The organism is Leclercia sp. 29361 (genome assembly GCF_011290365.1).
In the GTDB taxonomy this organism is placed as follows: Bacteria; Pseudomonadota; Gammaproteobacteria; order Enterobacterales; family Enterobacteriaceae; genus Enterobacter; species Enterobacter tamurae.
Genome location: NZ_CP049786.1, coordinates 1344811 through 1363280 on the forward strand (window position 1 = coordinate 1344811; position 18470 = coordinate 1363280).

General features: G+C 55.2%; 13 protein-coding genes and 7 tRNA genes. 3 read left to right on the forward strand and 17 right to left on the reverse strand.

The window, feature by feature from the left end; translation table 11 throughout:
* Positions 1–335: 335 nt before the first annotated feature.
* From lnt to miaB, 5 genes are all read right to left on the reverse strand, one after another.
* Positions 336–1874 (reverse strand): apolipoprotein N-acyltransferase, encoded by a 1539-nt coding sequence (lnt, locus tag G7090_RS06300; protein ID WP_166181862.1) that lies wholly within the window; start codon positions 1872–1874, stop codon positions 336–338.
* A 5-nt stretch (positions 1875–1879) separates the two neighbouring features.
* Positions 1880–2758 carry a CNNM family magnesium/cobalt transport protein CorC gene (gene corC, locus G7090_RS06305; protein ID WP_106992340.1) on the reverse strand — a complete coding sequence of 293 codons (879 nt, stop codon included), beginning with the start codon at positions 2756–2758 and terminating at the stop codon, positions 1880–1882.
* Positions 2759–2861: 103 nt separating this feature from the next.
* Complete coding sequence (gene ybeY, locus G7090_RS06310; protein WP_106992341.1) at positions 2862–3329, reverse strand: rRNA maturation RNase YbeY; 468 nt, start codon at positions 3327–3329, stop codon at positions 2862–2864.
* Positions 3326–4372, reverse strand: a complete 1047-nt coding sequence (locus G7090_RS06315; RefSeq protein ID WP_103178684.1) for a PhoH family protein — start codon at positions 4370–4372, stop codon at positions 3326–3328. Before G7090_RS06315 ends, ybeY begins: the two co-directional genes overlap by 4 nt.
* Positions 4373–4523: 151 nt before the next feature.
* Positions 4524–5954: a tRNA (N6-isopentenyl adenosine(37)-C2)-methylthiotransferase MiaB gene (gene miaB / locus G7090_RS06320; protein ID WP_166181863.1), complete on the reverse strand. Its 1431-nt coding sequence runs from the start codon at positions 5952–5954 to the stop codon at positions 4524–4526.
* Positions 5955–6089: 135 nt separating this feature from the next.
* Here miaB and ubiF point away from each other — a divergent pair, with 135 nt between their 5' ends.
* Positions 6090–7265, forward strand: coding sequence for a 3-demethoxyubiquinol 3-hydroxylase (ubiF, locus tag G7090_RS06325; RefSeq protein WP_166181864.1), 1176 nt, complete (start codon positions 6090–6092; stop codon positions 7263–7265).
* A 97-nt stretch (positions 7266–7362) separates the two neighbouring features.
* On the opposite strand, the gene G7090_RS06330 is transcribed toward ubiF, so the two are convergent.
* The 12 genes from G7090_RS06330 to nagB all read right to left on the reverse strand — a co-directional run bounded on the left by G7090_RS06330 (position 7363) and on the right by nagB (position 14237).
* Positions 7363–7437: transfer RNA gene (locus G7090_RS06330), tRNA-Gln, on the reverse strand.
* Between the two features lie 37 nt (positions 7438–7474).
* Positions 7475–7549 (reverse strand) — tRNA-Gln (locus G7090_RS06335).
* A 44-nt stretch (positions 7550–7593) separates the two neighbouring features.
* Positions 7594–7670, reverse strand: a tRNA-Met gene (locus G7090_RS06340).
* A gap of 17 nt (positions 7671–7687) precedes the next feature.
* A tRNA-Gln gene (locus G7090_RS06345) sits at positions 7688–7762 on the reverse strand.
* A gap of 33 nt (positions 7763–7795) precedes the next feature.
* Positions 7796–7870: transfer RNA gene (locus G7090_RS06350), tRNA-Gln, on the reverse strand.
* A gap of 23 nt (positions 7871–7893) precedes the next feature.
* A tRNA-Leu gene (locus tag G7090_RS06355) sits at positions 7894–7978 on the reverse strand.
* A gap of 8 nt (positions 7979–7986) precedes the next feature.
* Positions 7987–8063 (reverse strand) — tRNA-Met (locus G7090_RS06360).
* 226 nt (positions 8064–8289) lie between these two features.
* Positions 8290–9954 (reverse strand): asparagine synthase B, encoded by a 1665-nt coding sequence (asnB, locus tag G7090_RS06365; RefSeq protein ID WP_166181865.1) that lies wholly within the window; start codon positions 9952–9954, stop codon positions 8290–8292.
* Between the two features lie 250 nt (positions 9955–10204).
* Positions 10205–10957 carry an HAD-IIA family hydrolase gene (locus tag G7090_RS06370; protein ID WP_166181866.1) on the reverse strand — a complete coding sequence of 251 codons (753 nt, stop codon included), beginning with the start codon at positions 10955–10957 and terminating at the stop codon, positions 10205–10207.
* A 45-nt stretch (positions 10958–11002) separates the two neighbouring features.
* Entirely contained in the window at positions 11003–12223 is a 1221-nt protein-coding gene (locus G7090_RS06375; protein WP_106992346.1) for an N-acetylglucosamine repressor, read from the reverse strand.
* 8 nt (positions 12224–12231) lie between these two features.
* A complete protein-coding gene (gene nagA, locus G7090_RS06380; RefSeq protein ID WP_166181867.1) occupies positions 12232–13380 on the reverse strand; it encodes an N-acetylglucosamine-6-phosphate deacetylase in 1149 nt (382 codons plus the stop codon).
* 56 nt (positions 13381–13436) lie between these two features.
* On the reverse strand, positions 13437–14237 hold the full coding sequence (gene nagB, locus G7090_RS06385) for a glucosamine-6-phosphate deaminase (protein ID WP_106992348.1): 801 nt from the start codon (positions 14235–14237) through the stop codon (positions 13437–13439).
* A 324-nt stretch (positions 14238–14561) separates the two neighbouring features.
* Here nagB and nagE point away from each other — a divergent pair, with 324 nt between their 5' ends.
* Both nagE and glnS read left to right on the forward strand, forming a co-directional pair.
* Positions 14562–16583 (forward strand): N-acetylglucosamine-specific PTS transporter subunit IIBC, encoded by a 2022-nt coding sequence (gene nagE, locus G7090_RS06390; protein ID WP_166181868.1) that lies wholly within the window; start codon positions 14562–14564, stop codon positions 16581–16583.
* A 178-nt stretch (positions 16584–16761) separates the two neighbouring features.
* The gene (gene glnS, locus G7090_RS06395; protein WP_166181869.1) at positions 16762–18429 is read left to right on the forward strand and encodes a glutamine--tRNA ligase; all 1668 of its coding nucleotides are present in this window, start codon (positions 16762–16764) and stop codon (positions 18427–18429) included.
* Positions 18430–18470 lie beyond the last annotated feature (41 nt).

The following is an 18470-nucleotide window of genomic DNA, read 5'->3' on the forward strand; positions in this document are numbered from 1 at the left end:
TGCAGTGTTATACGTGTTTGTTAACATTTAGTTTGGCTTAATGTAAAGATTTTGCTGCGTTATTGTTTATTTTTGCGAAGCGCGCCGCACCATTCAGAGGCATAAATCCCCCGTTGCACCGTTTCGGTGCTACCGGTGAACAATGCTGGTGCGACAAGGTTGTACGTTAAGCCAAATCGCGTTTGCGTGAATAAATAAAGCAATCGGCGTGCCAGAATTGACCCTCACCCCGACCCTCTCCCTGAAAGGGAGAGGGAGAAAGGCCAGGATGCGGCAAATATGCGAGGACTATTCCCTCTCCCCTGTGGGGAGAGGGTTAGGGTGAGGGGTGAGAATTATTTACGACGCTGACGAAGGCTCATCAGCACGGCACCAAAGCCGAACAGCACGGTCAGGATCCACAGCGGCCAGTTGCCGGTGCGAGCGTAAGGCGTTAACCCTGTCGTCGGCGTGACCTTTGCCGTCAGCACGTCGCGGGTAAACTGCGGGAGCATGGCCTGAATTTCGCCCTGCGGCCCAATCACGGCGGTAATGCCATTGTTGGTGCTGCGCAGCAGCGGGCGCGCCAGCTCCAGGGAGCGCATCCGCGCCATCTGGAAGTGCTGCCATGGGCCAATCGATTTACCGAACCAGGCATCGTTAGAGATGGTCAGCAGATAATCGGTATCCGGGCGGAAATTATCCCGCACCTGCTCACCGAGGATAATCTCGTAGCAAATGGCGGCGGTCAGCAAAAAGCCGTGCGCGCTCAGCTGAGGCTGAACATACGGACCCCGGCTAAACGAGGACATCGGCAGATCGAAGAATGGCGCCAGCGGACGCAGAATCGACTCCAGCGGCACAAACTCACCGAAAGGCACCAGGTGATTTTTGTTGTAGCGGTTGGTCGACTCATAGCTGTACGGATTGTCTTTCCCCAGCGTGATGATGGTGTTGTAGGTGTCGTAACGGTTCTGCTTGTTCAGACGCGCATCGACAATCCCGGTGATCAGGGTGGTGTCACGGGCGCGCAGCAGATCGTCCATCATGGCGAGGAAACGCTGCTGGTTAATCTCCAGATCCGGGATCGCCGACTCCGGCCAGATAATCAGCTGCGAGTTGCCCATCTCTTTCTGGGTAGCATCCAGATAAATTTTCAGGGTGTTGACCAGCTGACCTTCATCCCATTTCAGCGACTGGGGAATATTCCCCTGCACCATCGACACCTGGGTAGCGCGTTGCGGCTCGAGGGTAAACCACTGGATAAAACGCAGCGGGAAGGGCAGGGCAAAGAGGATCAGCGCCGCCGCCAGCGGACGCCAGTTGCGCTGTACCAGCGCCAGTACCAGCAGGCCGCTCACTACCATCAGCAGGAAGTTGATCGCCTCGACGCCCATCACCGGCGCCAGACCTTTCAGCGGGCCGTCGATCTGGCTGTAGCCAAACTGCAGCCAGGGAAAACCGGTCAGCACCCAGCCGCGCAGGAATTCGCTGCACTGCCAGACCACCGGGGCGGCAATCGCCACCCGCAGCCAACTGGTTTTCGGCCACAGGCGCGAGAGGACCCCGGCGAAGAGGCCGGTATACAGCGAAAGATAGGCTGCCAGCAGTACCACGAGGAAGACATTCACCGGACCCGGCATGCCGCCAAATTGCGCAATACTGACGTAAACCCAATTAATACCGGAGCCAAACAGGCCGAGCCCCCAGACGTAACCAATCGCCGCGGCCTGTATGGGCCGTCGGTTCAGCGTCAGCCCCTGCAGTCCCATCAGGGAGAGGAGCGCGGCGGGCCAGAAGTCATAAGGGGAAAAAGCCAGCGTTCCGCTGGCTCCGAGGATTAGCGCCAGCAGCAGACGTACGCGCTGGCGTTCAAACAGTGGGGCAAATGCCATTTAAATCAATCATCCAGTGTGGGTTGCGGAGCATCGTCCGGCATTCTTACATGAACCTGAATAATACGTCGACTGTCGGCCATTGCGACCTTGAACTGGTAACCGTCTATTTCCACGGTCTCACCGCGCGCCGGAAGGTGACCAAAGGCCTGCATCACCAGCCCGCCAATGGTATCCACCTCTTCATCGCTGAAGTGGGTCCCGAAGGTGTCATTGAAATCTTCGATCGGAGCCAGCGCACGCACGGTCCAGGTGTGGCGGCTCAGCTGACGGAAGTCGATATCCTCTTCTTCGTCATATTCGTCTTCGATCTCACCGACAATCAGTTCAAGAATATCTTCGATGGTGACCAGACCCGAAACACCGCCAAATTCATCGATAACAATCGCCATGTGGTAGCGCTGAGAGCGAAACTCTTTCAGCATGCGGTCAACCCGCTTGCTTTCCGGGACAACCACCGCCTGACGTAGCACTTTTTCCATGCTGAAGGCTTCGGAATCGCTGCGCATAAACGGCAGCAGATCTTTAGCCATCAAAATCCCTTCGATGTGATCTTTATCTTCGCTGATCACCGGGAAACGCGAGTGAGCAGACTCGATAATAACGTCGAGGCACTCATCTAAGGTCTGGTTGCGTTTCAGGGTAATCATCTGCGAGCGGGGGATCATGATATCGCGAACGCGCTGGTCGGCGATGTCCATTACCCCTTCGAGCATTTCGCGCGTATCTTCGTCGATAAGCTCGTTCTGCCCGGAATCACGGATCAGCTCCAGAAGATCGTCACGGTTTTTAGGTTCACCGTGGAACAGCTGGCTCAGAAGGAGGGAGAAAAATCCCTTTTTGCTGTTAGGTGTGTCGCTACTGTGTGAATTGTCGTCGCTCATGGCGTTTGTTAAGGGTTCTCATGTTGATGTAAAACTGCCGTCGCGGACCTTTGTCTGACACGACGGCACATTATGTCAGTCCGGCGCAAAACCGCCGAACAGACTACTCTTTCTCGGCAATGTACGGATCCTCATAGCCCAGAGCAAGCATTATCTCTGTCTCGAGGGACTCCATCTCTTCCGCTTCTTCATCTTCAATATGGTCGTAGCCCAGCAGATGCAGGCTCCCGTGCACTACCATATGCGCCCAGTGGGCTTCGAGCGGCTTTTGCTGCTCCTTTGCCTCCTGCTCAACCACCTGCCGGCAGATGATCAGATCACCCAGCAGCGGCAGTTCGATGCCCGGCGGCGCCTCAAACGGGAAAGAGAGCACGTTGGTCGGCTTATCTTTCCCGCGATAGGTCAGGTTCAGGTCGTGGCTTTCTGCTTCATCCACCAGGCGAATCGTTACCTCTGACTCTTCCTGAAACTGAGGGATGACGGCATTCAGCCACGCCTGGAACTGGCTCTCTTCCGGCAGGCCGGAATTGTCTTCACAGGCCAGCTGTAAATCGAGGATCACCTGACTCATTTCTGCTCTTGCTCCTGGGCTTCGCGTTTACGTTCCGCGGCCTGCTCTGCTTTACGTTTTTGATCTGCTGCTTCCCACGCTTCATACGCCGTGACGATGCGGGCCACCACCGGGTGACGCACCACGTCTTCGCTGTGGAAGAAGTTAAAGCTGATTTCGTCCACTTCGGACAGGACTTCAATGGCGTGACGCAGACCCGATTTGGTGCTGCGCGGCAGGTCGACCTGGGTGATATCGCCGGTGATCACCGCTTTGGAGTTAAAGCCAATACGGGTCAGGAACATCTTCATCTGTTCGATGGTGGTGTTCTGGCTCTCATCCAGAATGATAAACGCATCGTTCAACGTACGGCCACGCATATAGGCCAGCGGAGCCACTTCGATAACGTTACGTTCGATCAGTTTTTCAACCTTCTCAAAGCCGAGCATCTCAAACAGCGCATCGTACAGCGGGCGCAGGTATGGGTCGACTTTCTGGCTCAGGTCGCCAGGCAGGAAGCCCAGCTTCTCGCCCGCTTCAACGGCCGGACGGGTGAGCAGAATACGGCGGATCTCCTGGCGCTCCAGGGCATCCACGGCAGCGGCTACTGCGAGGTAGGTTTTACCGGTACCCGCCGGGCCGACGCCGAAGGTGATGTCATGATCAAGGATGTTGGCGATGTACTGCGCCTGGTTTGGCGTGCGTGGTTTAATGACGCCACGCTTGGTCTGAATGTGGATAGCTTTGCCGAACTCCGGCACGCTCTCTGCGCTCTGCTCCAGTACCCGCGACTCTTTGATCGCCAGATGGATCTGTTCCGGCTCAATATCCTGCGTTTCACCGCGCATCGGGGCGGTATCAACGTACAGGCTACGGAGGATATCCGCAGCGGCATTGACGCAAATGGCGCGTCCGGTGAGTTTGAACTGGTTATCGCGACGATTAATCTCGATACCCAGACGTCGCTCCAGATGTTTGATGTTGTCATCAAACGGCCCGCACAGGCTCAGCAGGCGAGCGTTGTCTGCTGGCTCAAGGGTAATTTCACGTGTATCTATATTCAAACCGTTCCTCTTAATGTCCTGGATGCCATAAGGCAGTGGGTCTGTCTTATGAAAGTATTCACGCCAGAGAATAAAGGCGCAAGCATTGCGAAGGATATGGGGGAGAGAAGAGGGGAAAACAAGGCCTGCCAGAAATGGCAGGCCACAGGCATTATGGCTGATAAACGCCGACGCCCAGATCGCTTTCTTTACGGGTACGGGCGATCACTGATTCGGGTGACTCGGCGATACGCAGACCCATTTCCTCTTCGGTGCGCACCAGTTTTCCGCGCAGGGAGTTGGTCAGCACTTCAAGGATCTCGATATCAACGAACTTACCGACCAGATCCGGCGTTCCTTCAAAGTTCACTACGCGGTTGTTCTCGGTACGGCCAGAGAGCTGCATGATGCTCTTACGTGAAGTGCCTTCGACCAGTACGCGCTGCACGGTGCCGAGCATCCGACGGCTCCAGGCGTTGGCCTGCTGGTTAATGCGATCCTGCAGAATATACAGACGCTGCTTTTTCACCTCATCCGGTACGTCATCAACCATATCGGCGGCAGGCGTTCCCGGACGTGCCGAGAAGATGAAGCTGTAGCTCACGTCGAAATTCACATCGCCAATCACCTTCATGGTGCGCTCGAAATCCTCGTCCGTTTCACCCGGGAAGCCGACGATAAAGTCTGAGCTAATCTGAATATCCGGGCGGGCGTCACGCAGCTTGCGGATAATCGCTTTATATTCCAGCGCGGTGTGGGTGCGGCCCATCAGGTTCAGCACGCGGTCAGAACCACACTGGATCGGCAGATGCAGGAAGCTCACCAGCTCCGGTGTATCGCGGTAGACATCGATGATGTCATCGGTGAATTCAATCGGGTGGCTGGTGGTGAAGCGAATACGGTCGATGCCGTCGATGGCGGCCACCAGACGCAGCAGGTCGGCAAAAGAGCCGGTGCTGCCGTCATAATTCTCGCCGCGCCAGGCGTTCACATTCTGCCCGAGCAGGTTCACTTCACGTACGCCCTGCGCCGCCAGCTGAGCAATTTCAAACAGGATGTCGTCGCAAGGACGGCTGACTTCCTCACCGCGGGTGTAAGGCACCACGCAGTAGGTACAGTATTTGTTGCAGCCTTCCATGATGGAGACGAAGGCGGTCGGGCCATCCGCGCGCGGTTCCGGCAGACGGTCGAATTTTTCGATTTCCGGGAAGCTGACGTCGATGATCGCCTTGCGCTGGCCGGTCCCGCGTACGGAGTTGATCATCTCCGGCAGGCGGTGCAGGGTCTGCGGACCAAAAATAATATCGACATAGTGCGCGCGCTGACGAATCAGCTTGCCTTCCTGGGAGGCGACACAGCCGCCGACGCCGATGATCACGTCCGGTCGTTTTTGCTTGATCAGCTTCCAGCGACCGAGCTGGTGAAAGACTTTCTCCTGCGCCTTCTCACGGATCGAGCAGGTGTTCAGCAGCAACACGTCTGCCTCTTCCGCCACGTCGGTGAGTTGATACCCATGGGTGGCATCCAGCAGATCGGCCATCTTTGATGAATCGTACTCGTTCATCTGACAGCCCCAGGTTTTTATATGGAGTTTTTTTGTCATCGACTTGCTCGTGCTCAGGATTGCAGGGCGCGTATTGTAATGCTTTGGTGCGGTTGTGACCAGTATGAAGGTTCCCGGACCCAAGGCGAAAAAATCCGGTAAACTTAAGGGATTCTCAAATAAGGACAAATGACCATGACTATCCAACAAACCGGGATCGCCATCGTCGGCGGCGGTATGGTCGGCGGGGCGCTGGCGCTGGGGCTGGCGCAACACGGGTTCGAGGTAACGGTTATCGAACAGGCGGCACCGCCTGCTTTTGACGCCTCTCAGCAACCGGATGTACGCATCTCTGCCATCAGCGCCGCCTCGGTCGATCTGCTTCGCGGGCTGGGCGTGTGGGATGCCATCCTGGCGATGCGCGCGCACCCTTATCGCCGCCTGGAGACCTGGGAGTGGGAAAATGCCCATGTGGTGTTTGACGCCGCGGAGCTCAAACTCCCCCTGCTGGGATATATGGTGGAAAATACGGTTCTGCAGCACGCGCTCTGGCAGGCGCTGGAGGCGCATCCCCAGGTCACGCTGCGCGTCCCCGCGTCGATCAAACATGTGCACCGCCATAACGAGCAGCACCTGATCGAACTGGATAGCGGTGAGCAGCTGGCGGTGAAACTGCTGGTGGGCGCCGACGGGGCCAATTCCCGGGTACGGGAGCTGGCCGGGATCGGCATTCACGCCTGGCATTACCAACAATCCTGCATGCTGATCACCGTTGCCTGTGAGAACGATCCGGGCGACAGCACCTGGCAGCATTTTACCCCGAATGGCCCGCACGCTTTTTTACCGCTGTTCGACAACTGGGCGTCACTGGTATGGTACGACACCCCGGCGCGCATTCGCCAGTTGCAGGGGCTGTCGATGGAGCAGTTGCAGCGCGAAATCGCCCACCATTTCCCGGCCCGTCTGGGTAAAATCACACCGGTCGCTGCCGGGGCCTTCCCGCTGACGCGCCGTCATGCGCTGCAGTATGCGCAGGAAGGGTTGGCGCTGGTGGGTGACGCGGCGCACACTATTCATCCGCTGGCCGGGCAGGGCGTTAATCTTGGTTATCGCGATGTCGACGCGTTGATAGATGTCCTCAACAATGCCCGCAACCACGGCGAAGCCTGGGCCAGCCATCAGGTGCTTAAGCGGTATCAGACCCGACGGATGGCGGACAACTTCATTATGCAGTCGGGGATGGATCTGTTTTACGCCGGGTTCAGCAACGATCTGGGGCCGCTACGCGTCCTGCGTAATGTGGGATTAATGGCGGCGCAGCGCGCCGGCGGGCTGAAACGTCAGGCGTTGAAGTACGCCTTAGGACTTTAAAACATTTCCAGGCCGGGTAAGGCGAAGCCGCCACCCGGCATTTACATTCTGGAAACGCAGAAAAGCAAAAAGCTCGCCGAAGCGAGCTTTTTTAGTGTGGCTGGGGTGCAGGGATTCGAACCCCGGAATGCTGGTATCAGAAACCAGTGCCTTACCGCTTGGCGACACCCCAATTGCGTTAAACAATAAACATCTAACGACTTTTAAATTGGCTGGGGTACGAGGATTCGAACCTCGGAATGCTGGTATCAGAAACCAGAGCCTTACCGCTTGGCGATACCCCAACAATTTTTTTTAGTTTACCGACAGAATCGATAAATTACTAATATGGTGGCTACGACGGGATTCGAACCTGTGACCCCATCATTATGAGTGATGTGCTCTAACCAACTGAGCTACGTAGCCAGTACTGCTTTCTTCGATGGCTGGGGTACCTGGATTCGAACCAGGGAATGCCGGTATCAAAAACCGGTGCCTTACCGCTTGGCGATACCCCAATAACCGCGGAGAACCGCAAAATCGAAGAAATATGGCTGGGGTACCTGGATTCGAACCAGGGAATGCCGGTATCAAAAACCGGTGCCTTACCGCTTGGCGATACCCCATCCGTGCAACGCTTTTATGGGAATGGTGCGGGAGGCGAGACTTGAACTCGCACACCTTGCGGCGCCAGAACCTAAATCTGGTGCGTCTACCAATTTCGCCACTCCCGCAAAAAAGATGGTGGCTACGACGGGATTCGAACCTGTGACCCCATCATTATGAGTGATGTGCTCTAACCAACTGAGCTACGTAGCCATCTTTTTTTCGCGTTACCTTATCGGCGTTGCGGGGCGCATTATGCGTATAGACCCTTGCAGCGTCAACACCTTTTTCAACGAAAATGTCTGGAATGTGACTGTTTGGTTAGGTTGCGAACAGCGTGGCCGAATATTCGGCAATTATTGGTTATTAATCGTTTTTGTCCAGCAAAACGCGAGGCAAAAAAAGAGGCCCCGCAGGGCCTCATGGAAACGCTTTTTGCTTATTTATAAGCAGACTGGTGCACACCCACGGCACGACCTGATGGATCGTTCATGGTTTTGAACGCTTCATCCCACTCAATGGCTTTTGCAGAAGAGCAGGCAACGGAAGGGCCGCCCGGAACACACTCTGCTGCGCTTGGCAGCGGGAACAGCTCTTCGAAGATCTCACGGTACAGATAGGCTTCTTTCGAACCCGGCGTGTTGTACGGGAAGCGGAAGCTGGCGGTTTCCAGTTGCTGATCGGAAACTTGCTTCGCGGCCACCTCTTTCAGGGTGTCGATCCAGCTATAACCTACGCCGTCAGAGAACTGCTCTTTCTGACGCCATGCCACGCTTGCCGGCAGGTAAGATTCAAAGCATTCACGCAGGACATGTTTTTCCATCTTGCCGTTGCCGCACATCTTATCCTGCGGGTTGATACGCATGGCCACGTCGAGGAATTTCTTATCCAGGAACGGTACGCGCGCTTCCACGCCCCAGGCAGACATCGCTTTGTTGGCACGGGCGCAGTCAAACATGTGCAACGCCTGCAGCTTACGTACCGTCTCTTCGTGTAGCTCTTTGGCGTTCGGCGCTTTGTGGAAGTAGAGATAGCCGCCAAATACTTCGTCAGAGCCTTCACCGGACAGCACCATCTTGATGCCCATCGCTTTGATTTTACGCGACATCAGGTACATCGGCGTGGAGGCGCGGATGGTCGTCACGTCATATGTTTCAATGTGATAGATTACGTCACGGATCGCATCTAGCCCTTCCTGCACCGTAAAGTGGATCTCATGGTGCACGGTGCCGAGGTGGTTGGCCACTTCCTGCGCGGCTTTCAGATCCGGAGATCCTTCCAGACCGACAGCGAAGGAGTGCAGCTGCGGCCACCAGGCTTCGGAACGCTCCTGATCTTCCACGCGACGCGCCGCATATTTTTTGGTGATCGCCGAGATAACAGACGAGTCCAGACCGCCGGAGAGCAGCACGCCATAAGGCACGTCTGACATCAGGTGGCTTTTTACCGCCTCTTCCAGGGCCTGAGTCAGCTCAGCTTTGTCGGTAACGTTGTCTTTAACGGCATCGTAATCGAACCAGTCGCGTTGATAGTAAGAGCGGATCTCGCCATCTTTGCTCCACAGGAAGCTGCCTGCCGGGAACTCTTTAATGGTGCGGCATACCGGCACCAGGGCTTTCATCTCTGAGGCCACGTAGAAGTTGCCGAATTCGTCGTGACCCATATACAGCGGGATGATCCCGATGTGGTCGCGGCCAATCAGATACGCATCTTTTTCGCTGTCGTAGAGAGCGAAGGCAAACATCCCCTGCAGTTCATCAAGGAATTCCGGGCCCTTTTCCTGGTACAGGGCGAGGATCACTTCACAGTCAGAACCGGTCTGGAAGGCATAGCGTTCGCCGTATTCTGCGCGCAGCGCCTGGTGGTTGTAGATCTCACCGTTGACCGCCAGGGCATGGGTTTTCTTCTCGTTATACAGCGGCTGGGCACCGGCGTTGACGTCCACAATCGACAGACGCTCATGGGCCAGAATCGCTTTATCGCTGGCGTATACACCGGACCAGTCCGGGCCGCGATGGCGCATCAGACGGGATAACTCCAGTGCTTTTTTACGCAGTTCGCCTGCGTCAGTTTTAATATCCAGTACGCCGAAAATTGAACACATAACCTTCTCCATTAACCCTGTTGCAGTGTGATGTTGCTTGCTTATGAAAATGCCGCAAAAGGGGAGGAGCGGCAAGCGTTTTGCCGGGTAAAAGAGAAAAAGTGCAACGGTCATTGCCGAATGTTGAAAAAAGCGTACAGACAGGACGCATTTATTGAGGATTATTCAATGAATGACGATTTTGTTTAGACGCGGCGCTGTTTTTGCCGCTACAAAATGAAAAAACCACGTCCGGGGACGTGGTTTCAGGCTACAGAATATCGATTTCCGCGACCGAGGGGTAAATCCAGCTCGGCCGGAACGGCATCGAATCAATATCATCGAGGGTCGATACTCCTGAGAGCACCAGGATAGTCTCCAGCCCCGCCTGGAAGCCAGCCAGAATATCGGTGCGCAGGTTGTCGCCCACGATCACCGTATCTTCGGAGTGGGTCTGCATTTTGTTGAGTGCCGCGCGAATGATCCACGGGCTGGGCTTACCGACATAAAACGGCACGCGTCCGGTCATCTTCTCGATACCGGCACAGAGCGCGCCACAGGCCGGATAAAAACCGCGGCCGTGGGTATCCGGGTTGGTGGCGATAAAGCGGGCGCCGCTGGCGACGAAGAACGCTGCCTTGTGCATCATCTCCCAGTTATAGGAGCGCGTTTCACCCACGATGACGAAATCGGGATTGACGTCGGTAATGGTGAAGCCTGCTTTATATAACTCATGGATCAGTGCACCTTCTCCCACTACATAAGCTTTTTTGCCTTCCTGACGCTTCAGAAAATCGGCGGTAGCCATTGCCGAGGTGTAGAAGACGCTGTCGGGCACATCGATACCGGCAGTCGCAAAACGGTTCGCCAGATCCTGCCCGGTCTGCGACGGGAAGTTGGTGAGCAGAACCAGCGGCATGCCTTGTTCCATGATGCGGTTAAGAAATTCGGCTGCGCCCGGCACGGCAGCGTTGTCGTGCATCAGCACGCCGTCGATATCACAAATAACATTCTTAATGGTCATGAACTTCCCGGCATCAAAAAAAGAAGGCGACACTATAAAACGCTGTCAGCTTTCCAGCAAACGCTGCAACAGGATACCGTTAAGCATGGCGCGTTTTACCAGCGCAAAGGCACCAATCGCCGACCGGTCATTTAACGCGGAGCGAACCACGGGCAGATTCTGACGAAACGCCTTCAGCGCCTGGGTATTGATGCACCCCTCGATGGCGGGCAGCAGCACTTTTTCGGCTTCGGTAATTTCGCCCGCGATCACCACTTTTTGTGGGTTAAACAGGTTGATGGCGATGGCGATAGTTTTGCCTAGGTGGCGGCCAACCTGTTCGATCACTTCGCTGGCCAGCGCGTCGCCCTTGTTGGCGGCTTTACAGATGGCATTGATTTTACAGTCGTCCAGGGTAACGCGGCTCTGGTATCCCTGCTCCAGCAGATGACGCACACGCTGCTCGATGGCGGCGTTGGCGGCCACCGTTTCCAGACAGCCAAAGTTGCCGCAGTGACAGCGCTCGCCCAGCGGATCGACCTGAATGTGGCCTATCTCGCCGACGTTGCCGTTCCGGCCAATAAAAATGCGTCCGTTGGAGATGATCCCGGCCCCTGTACCGCGGTGAACGCGCACCAGGATAGAGTCTTCACAATCCTGGCTCGCACCAAAGTAGTGCTCAGCCAGCGCCAGGCTACGGATATCGTGACCCACAAAACAGGTTACGGCGAAGCGTTTTTCGAGAGCGTCGATCAGCCCCCAGTTTTCGACCTGAATATGCGGCATATAGCGGATCACACCGCTTTCGGGGTCCACAAGTCCGGGCAGGATCACCGAGATGGCGATCAGCTCGCGAATTTTGCGCTGGCAGGAGTCGATAAACAGCTCGATGGCGTTGAGCAGGGCATGCTCAAGCGTCTCCTGGGTGCGTTCCGGCAGGGCATAGTGCTCTTCAGCAACCGCTTTGCTGCTCAGATCGTACAGCGTCAGGGTGGCATCATGACGGCCAAGGCGCACGCCGATGGCGTGAAAATTGCGGGTTTCGGTGACAATCGAGATAGCGCGACGGCCCCCGGTGGAGGCCTGCTGATCCACTTCTTTGATCAGCCCGCGCTCAATGAGCTGGCGGGTAATTTTCGTCACGCTGGCGGGGGCAAGCTGGCTCTGTTCTGCAATCTGGATCCGCGAGATGGGTCCATGCTGGTCGATCAGTCGATATACCGCCGCACTGTTCAGCTGCTTTACCAGATCAACGTTACCAATTTGAGCTTGTCCGCCAGGTGTCATACGTTTACTTACTCTGTGACGACCTCGTTACCATTAACGATGGTCTTGATGATTTTATAATCGTGTGTGAATGCGGTGAGGTTAGCCACCATGCCCGGGGCAATGCTGCCCAGCTGCTTGTCCACGCCAATCGCGCGTGCTGGGTACAGGGTTGCCATACGCAGCACTTCATCCAGGGCAATGCTGCAATGTTCCACCAGATTGCGCACGCCTTCGATCATGGTCAGAGCCGAACCACTTAAGGTTCCGTTCTCATCCACACACAGTCCATTCCGGTAGTATATTGTTTTACCAGCAAAAATGAACTGTTCAATATTTGCCCCTGCTGGTGCTGTGGCATCGGTAACCAGACACAACTTGTCGCCTTTCAGGCGTTTGGCGTTACGCACGTTGGCATAGTCGACGTGTAACCCGTCGGCAATGATGCCGCAGTAGACGTCCGGCTCATCGAAAATCGCCCCGGCCAGACCCGGTTCGCGCCCGGTGATGTACGGCATGGCGTTATAAAGATGGGTGGCGAAAGTGATACCGGCACGGAAGCCGACTTTGGCCTCTTTCAGCGTGGCGTTGGAGTGTCCGGCAGAGACAACAATGCCTGCGCCCGCCAGCTTGCGAATGACGTCCTGGTCAACCATCTCTGGCGCCAGGGTCACTTTGGTGATCACATCCGCATTGGCGCACATGAAATCGACCAGCTCGTCGTCAGGTTTACGCACAAAGCTCGGGTTATGGGTGCCTTTCTTGACGATATTCAGCCACGGACCTTCAAGGTGCAGGCCCAGCGCCTGGTGCGGATATTTCGCCAGGTATTCACGCATCACGCGAATGCCCTGTTTCATCAGATCGTCGCTGGTGGTGATCAGCGTCGGCAGGTAGCTGGTGCAGCCCGATCTTTCGTTAGCGCGCTGCATAATCTCCAGCGTCTCAACCGTAACGGCTTCCGCTGTATCATTGAACTGCACGCCGCCACAGCCGTTAAGCTGTACGTCGATAAAACCGGGGGAGATGACTGCCCCATTGAGCGAGCGTTGTTCTATTTCCGCCGGCAGCTCGGCCAGTGGGCAGACACGTTCAATCAGGCCATTTGCGATCACAATCGCATGGTCATCCAGAATTTCATGGCCGGTATAAATCCGACCGTGGGTTAAAGCATACATAACGACCCCCGGTATAAAAATAGCATCCCGCCCCTGAGAACAGGGGCGGCGTAACATTACAGACCTTTGATGTTTTCTGCTTCTAATTCGTTGAAGTATTTCAGCGTCTTCACTTTCAGTTCCATGGTGGACGGCTCATCGCACACCACCACCGCTTTCGGATGCAGTTGCAGGCAGCTGATGGTCCACATATGGTTGACGTTGCCTTCAACCGCGGCCTGCAGCGCCTGCGCTTTCACGCCGCCCAGCACCAGAATCATCACTTCTTCCGCATCCAGCAGGGTACCCACGCCAACGGTCAGGGCGTATTTTGGCACCTGGTTCACGTCGCCATCAAAGAAACGGGAGTTTGCCACACGGGTGTCATGGGTCAGGGTTTTGATACGGGTACGGGACGCCAGAGAAGAGGCCGGTTCGTTAAACGCGATATGACCGTCGTTGCCTACGCCACCCATGAACAGATGAATTTTGCCGTACGCGCGGATTTTTTCTTCATAATGACGGCATTCAGCGTCAATATCCGGCGCATTGCCATCCAGCAGGTTAATATTTCCCGGCTGAATATCAATGTGATCAAAGAAGTTACGGTGCATGAAGCTATGGTAGCTTTCCGGATGATCTTTTGGCAGACCAACGTACTCATCCATGTTGAAGGTGACAACGTGCTCGAAACTTACCTGGCCCGATTTATGCATCTCAACCAATGCTTTATAGGCGGTAAGAGGTGTGCCACCGGTCGGCAGGCCGAGTACAAAAGGACGATCGGCAGTCGGTTTGAACGCATTGATACGGTTTACGATATGGCGGGCAGCCCATTTACCGACTTGTTCTGCAGTTGCCAGGGGGATCAGTCTCATTATTCACCTCTGAAGTTTTCATAAAAGTTGGCGGATTGCTTGTCCGGGCATGATTAAGACTAACCTGGTTCACACCGAGAGGGGGCAATTCGTCTTGATTTTTCGTATCATAAAATAAGTTTTGGCAGTTTGCCAGTAGAGGGGAGGGTGATAAACAATATTTGGTGACAAAACTCACAAAAAGTACGCTTTTAATTTGCGATACGAATTAATTTTCCACACACTCAATCAGCCAGTGAATCATCAACTGTATGTATAAGTTAGTGACACAATAAAAACACAGCTGAGAACACACCGTTAACGGGGTCTCATAGGGGGAATAAATTGAGCATTTTAGGTTATTTACAAAAGGTTGGTCGCGCCTTAATGGTGCCGGTCGCCACGCTGCCTGCAGCAGCAATATTGATGGGTGTCGGTTACTGGATTGACCCGGTAAGTTGGGGTGGTGATAACGCCCTGGCTGCTTTGTTAATCAAATCGGGCGCCGCCATTATCGATAACATGTCCGTACTGTTCGCCATCGGTGTGGCTTATGGTATGTCCAAAGATAAAGACGGTGCTGCGGCACTGACCGGCTTTGTGGGCTTCCTTGTGTTGACCACGCTCTGCTCCCCGGCTGCGGTATCGATGATTCAGAAGATCCCTGCGGACCAGGTTCCTGCAGCGTTCGGTAAGATCAACAACCAGTTCGTGGGTATCCTGGTGGGTATCATCTCCGCTGAACTGTACAACCGCTTCAGTAGCGTTGAGTTGCCAAAAGCACTCTCCTTCTTCAGCGGTCGTCGTCTGGTGCCGATCCTGACCTCCTTCGTGATGATCGCTGTGGCCTTCATTCTGATGTACATCTGGCCGATGATCTTCGACGGTCTGGTGAACTTCGGTGAGCACATCCAGAAGCTGGGTTCCGTCGGTGCGGGCGTGTATGCGTTCTTCAACCGTCTGCTGATCCCGGTCGGTCTGCACCACGCGCTGAACTCCGTATTCTGGTTTGACGTTGCAGGTATCAACGATATCCCTAACTTCCTTGGCGGTGCACAGTCGATTGCCGCTGGTAAAGCAGAAATCGGTATTACAGGTCGTTACCAGGCGGGCTTCTTCCCAATTATGATGTTCGGTCTGCCGGGTGCGGCGCTGGCTATCTACCACTGCGCGCGTCCTGAGAATAAAGCGAAGGTACTGGGTATTATGATGGCGGGCGCATTCGCGGCCTTCTTCACCGGTATCACCGAGCCGCTGGAATTCTCCTTCATGTTCGTGGCGCCAGTACTGTACTTCATCCACGCAGTGCTCACCGGTATTTCTGTGTTTATCGCGGCAAGTATGCATTGGATTTCAGGCTTTGGTTTCAGCGCAGGTCTGGTGGATATGATGCTTTGGGTACGTAACCCACTGGCAACACACTGGTACATGCTGATCCCACAAGGTCTGGTGTTCTTCGCTATCTACTATGTGGTGTTCCGCTTCACCATCACCAAATTCAACCTGATGACCCCGGGTCGTGAGCTGGCGGTTGCCGGTAGCGAAGCGGATGGTCAGGATGTGAACGTGAGCGGCACCGCGACGGAAGACGTTTCCGGTCTGGCGCGTCAGTACATCGCGGCAGTCGGCGGTTCCGACAACCTGACCGGTATTGATGCCTGCATCACCCGTCTGCGTCTGAACGTGAAAGACTCTTCTCTGGTTAACGAAGCGATGGCGAAACGCCTGGGTGCTTCTGGCGTTATCCGCCTGAACAAAACCAGCGTGCAGATCATCGTCGGCTTCGTGGCTGAGAAAATCGCTAACGCAATGAAAACCACCGGCCCGGTTGCCGCTGCTGAAGCGACCTCTGCCCCAGTCGCAGCACCTGCCGCCGTTAAGCCACAGGCTGTTGCCAATACCACCACCATCGCTGCGCTGGTTTCGCCAGTGACCGGAGACGTGGTTGCCCTGGAGCAGGTGCCTGATGAAGCCTTCGCCAGCAAAGCAGTAGGCGATGGTGTAGCGGTAAAACCAACGGATAAAACCGTGGTCTCCCCGGCAGCCGGTACTATCGTCAAAATCTTTAACACCAACCATGCGTTCTGCCTGGAAACGGAGAAAGGCGCGGAGATCGTGGTCCACATGGGTATTGATACCGTGGCACTGGGTGGTCAGGGCTTCAAGCGCCTGGTTGAAGAGGGTGCCGAAGTGGTTGCCGGCCAGCCAGTGCTGGAAATGGATCTCGACTTCCTGAACGCCAATGCCCGCTCCATGATCAGCCCGGTTGTCTGCAGCAACATCGATGACTTCAGCGGCCTGGTCATCAAGGCGCAGGGTCAGGTTGTTGCCGGTCAGACACCACTGTATGAAATTAAAGGCAAGTAAGTGCTCCTGAGTTAGCGTTAATGCCTGAGCGGCGGGGATATCCCCGCCGCTTTTTTTTGCAGCAATCGCCCCGATTATTCTCTCCACAGACCTTTTTCACGTAACTAAAGGTTGTCACTACGCCCGGCTTATAAGATCATATGCCGTTATACGTCGTTTACGCTTTGAGGAATCCACGATGAGTGAGGCTGAAGCCCGCCCAAGCAACTTTATTCGTCAGATCATCGATGAAGATCTGGCCACTGGTAAGCACACCACTGTTCATACCCGTTTTCCGCCGGAGCCAAATGGCTACCTGCACATTGGTCATGCGAAATCGATCTGCCTGAACTTCGGCATTGCGCAGGACTATCAGGGTCAATGCAACCTGCGTTTCGATGACACCAACCCGGTTAAAGAAGACATCGAATACGTAGAGTCCATTAAGAACGACGTGCAATGGTTGGGCTTCAACTGGTCTGGCGACATCTGCTACTCCTCTGACTATTTTGACCAGCTATACGCCTACGCCGTTGAGCTGATCAACAAAGGCCTGGCCTACGTTGACGAGCTTTCCGCTGACGAAATCCGCGAATACCGCGGCTCGTTGACCGCGCCGGGTAAAAACAGCCCGTACCGCGATCGCAGCGTGGAAGAGAACCTGGCCCTGTTTGAAAAAATGCGTGCCGGTGGCTTCGAAGAGGGTAAAGCCTGTCTGCGCGCTAAAATCGATATGGCTTCGCCGTTTATCGTGATGCGTGACCCGGTGCTGTACCGCATTAAGTTTGCCGATCACCACCAGACCGGCAGCAAGTGGTGCATCTACCCGATGTACGACTTCACCCACTGCATCAGCGATGCGCTGGAAGGCATTACCCACTCGCTCTGTACCCTGGAGTTCCAGGACAACCGTCGCCTGTACGACTGGGTGCTGGATAACATCTCTATTCCGGTGCATCCGCGTCAGTACGAGTTCTCTCGTCTGAATCTGGAATACACCGTGATGTCCAAGCGTAAGCTGAACCTGCTGGTCACTGACAAGCACGTTGAAGGCTGGGATGACCCGCGTATGCCGACCATCTCTGGTCTGCGTCGTCGTGGCTATACCGCGGCATCCATCCGTGAGTTCTGCAAACGCATCGGCGTGACCAAGCAGGACAACACCATCGAGATGGCGTCGCTGGAATCCTGTATTCGCGAAGATCTGAACGACAATGCACCACGCGCCATGGCGGTTATCGATCCGGTAAAACTGGTTATCGAAAACTACCCGCAGGGCGAAAGCGAGCTGGTGACCATGCCGAACCATCCGAGCAAGCCGGAGATGGGCAGCCGTGACGTGCCGTTCAGCGGCGAGATCTGGATCGATCGTGCTGACTTCCGTGAAGAAGCCAACAAGCAGTACAAGCGTCTGGTGATGGGTAAAGAAGTGCGTCTGCGTAATGCCTACGTGATCAAAGCCGAGCGTGTCGAAAAAGACGCAGAAGGCACTATCACCACTATCTTCTGCACCTACGATGCTGAGACCCTGAGCAAGGATCCAGCCGACGGTCGCAAGGTGAAAGGTGTTATCCACTGGGTGAGCGCGGCTCATGCGCTGCCGGTTGAAATCCGCCTGTACGATCGTCTGTTCAGCGTGCCAAACCCGGGTGCCGCCGAGGACTTCCTGCAGGTGATTAACCAGGATTCACTGGTGATCAAGCAGGGCTTTGCCGAGCCATCCCTGAAAGCTGCCGTTGCCGGTCATGCGTATCAGTTCGAGCGCGAAGGCTACTTCTGCCTCGACAGCCGCTATGCCACCGCCGACAAACTGGTATTTAACCGCACCGTCGGTCTGCGTGATACCTGGGCGAAAGCGGGCGAATAATTCCCTTTTTCCTGTAAAAAACGCCGCGCACTGCGGCGTTT

Coding starts and splice junctions, on each gene's coding strand:
- G7090_RS06370 (WP_166181866.1), bottom strand. CDS start 10,957: ATGACCATTAAGAATGTTATTTGTGATATCGACGGCGTGCTGATGCAC.
- miaB (WP_166181863.1), bottom strand. CDS start 5,954: ATGACAAAAAAACTCCATATAAAAACCTGGGGCTGTCAGATGAACGAG.
- glnS (WP_166181869.1), top strand. CDS start 16,762: ATGAGTGAGGCTGAAGCCCGCCCAAGCAACTTTATTCGTCAGATCATC.
- G7090_RS06375 (WP_106992346.1), bottom strand. CDS start 12,223: ATGACACCTGGCGGACAAGCTCAAATTGGTAACGTTGATCTGGTAAAG.
- corC (WP_106992340.1), bottom strand. CDS start 2,758: ATGAGCGACGACAATTCACACAGTAGCGACACACCTAACAGCAAAAAG.
- ybeY (WP_106992341.1), bottom strand. CDS start 3,329: ATGAGTCAGGTGATCCTCGATTTACAGCTGGCCTGTGAAGACAATTCC.
- asnB (WP_166181865.1), bottom strand. CDS start 9,954: ATGTGTTCAATTTTCGGCGTACTGGATATTAAAACTGACGCAGGCGAA.
- nagB (WP_106992348.1), bottom strand. CDS start 14,237: ATGAGACTGATCCCCCTGGCAACTGCAGAACAAGTCGGTAAATGGGCT.
- ubiF (WP_166181864.1), top strand. CDS start 6,090: ATGACTATCCAACAAACCGGGATCGCCATCGTCGGCGGCGGTATGGTC.
- nagA (WP_166181867.1), bottom strand. CDS start 13,380: ATGTATGCTTTAACCCACGGTCGGATTTATACCGGCCATGAAATTCTG.
- lnt (WP_166181862.1), bottom strand. CDS start 1,874: ATGGCATTTGCCCCACTGTTTGAACGCCAGCGCGTACGTCTGCTGCTG.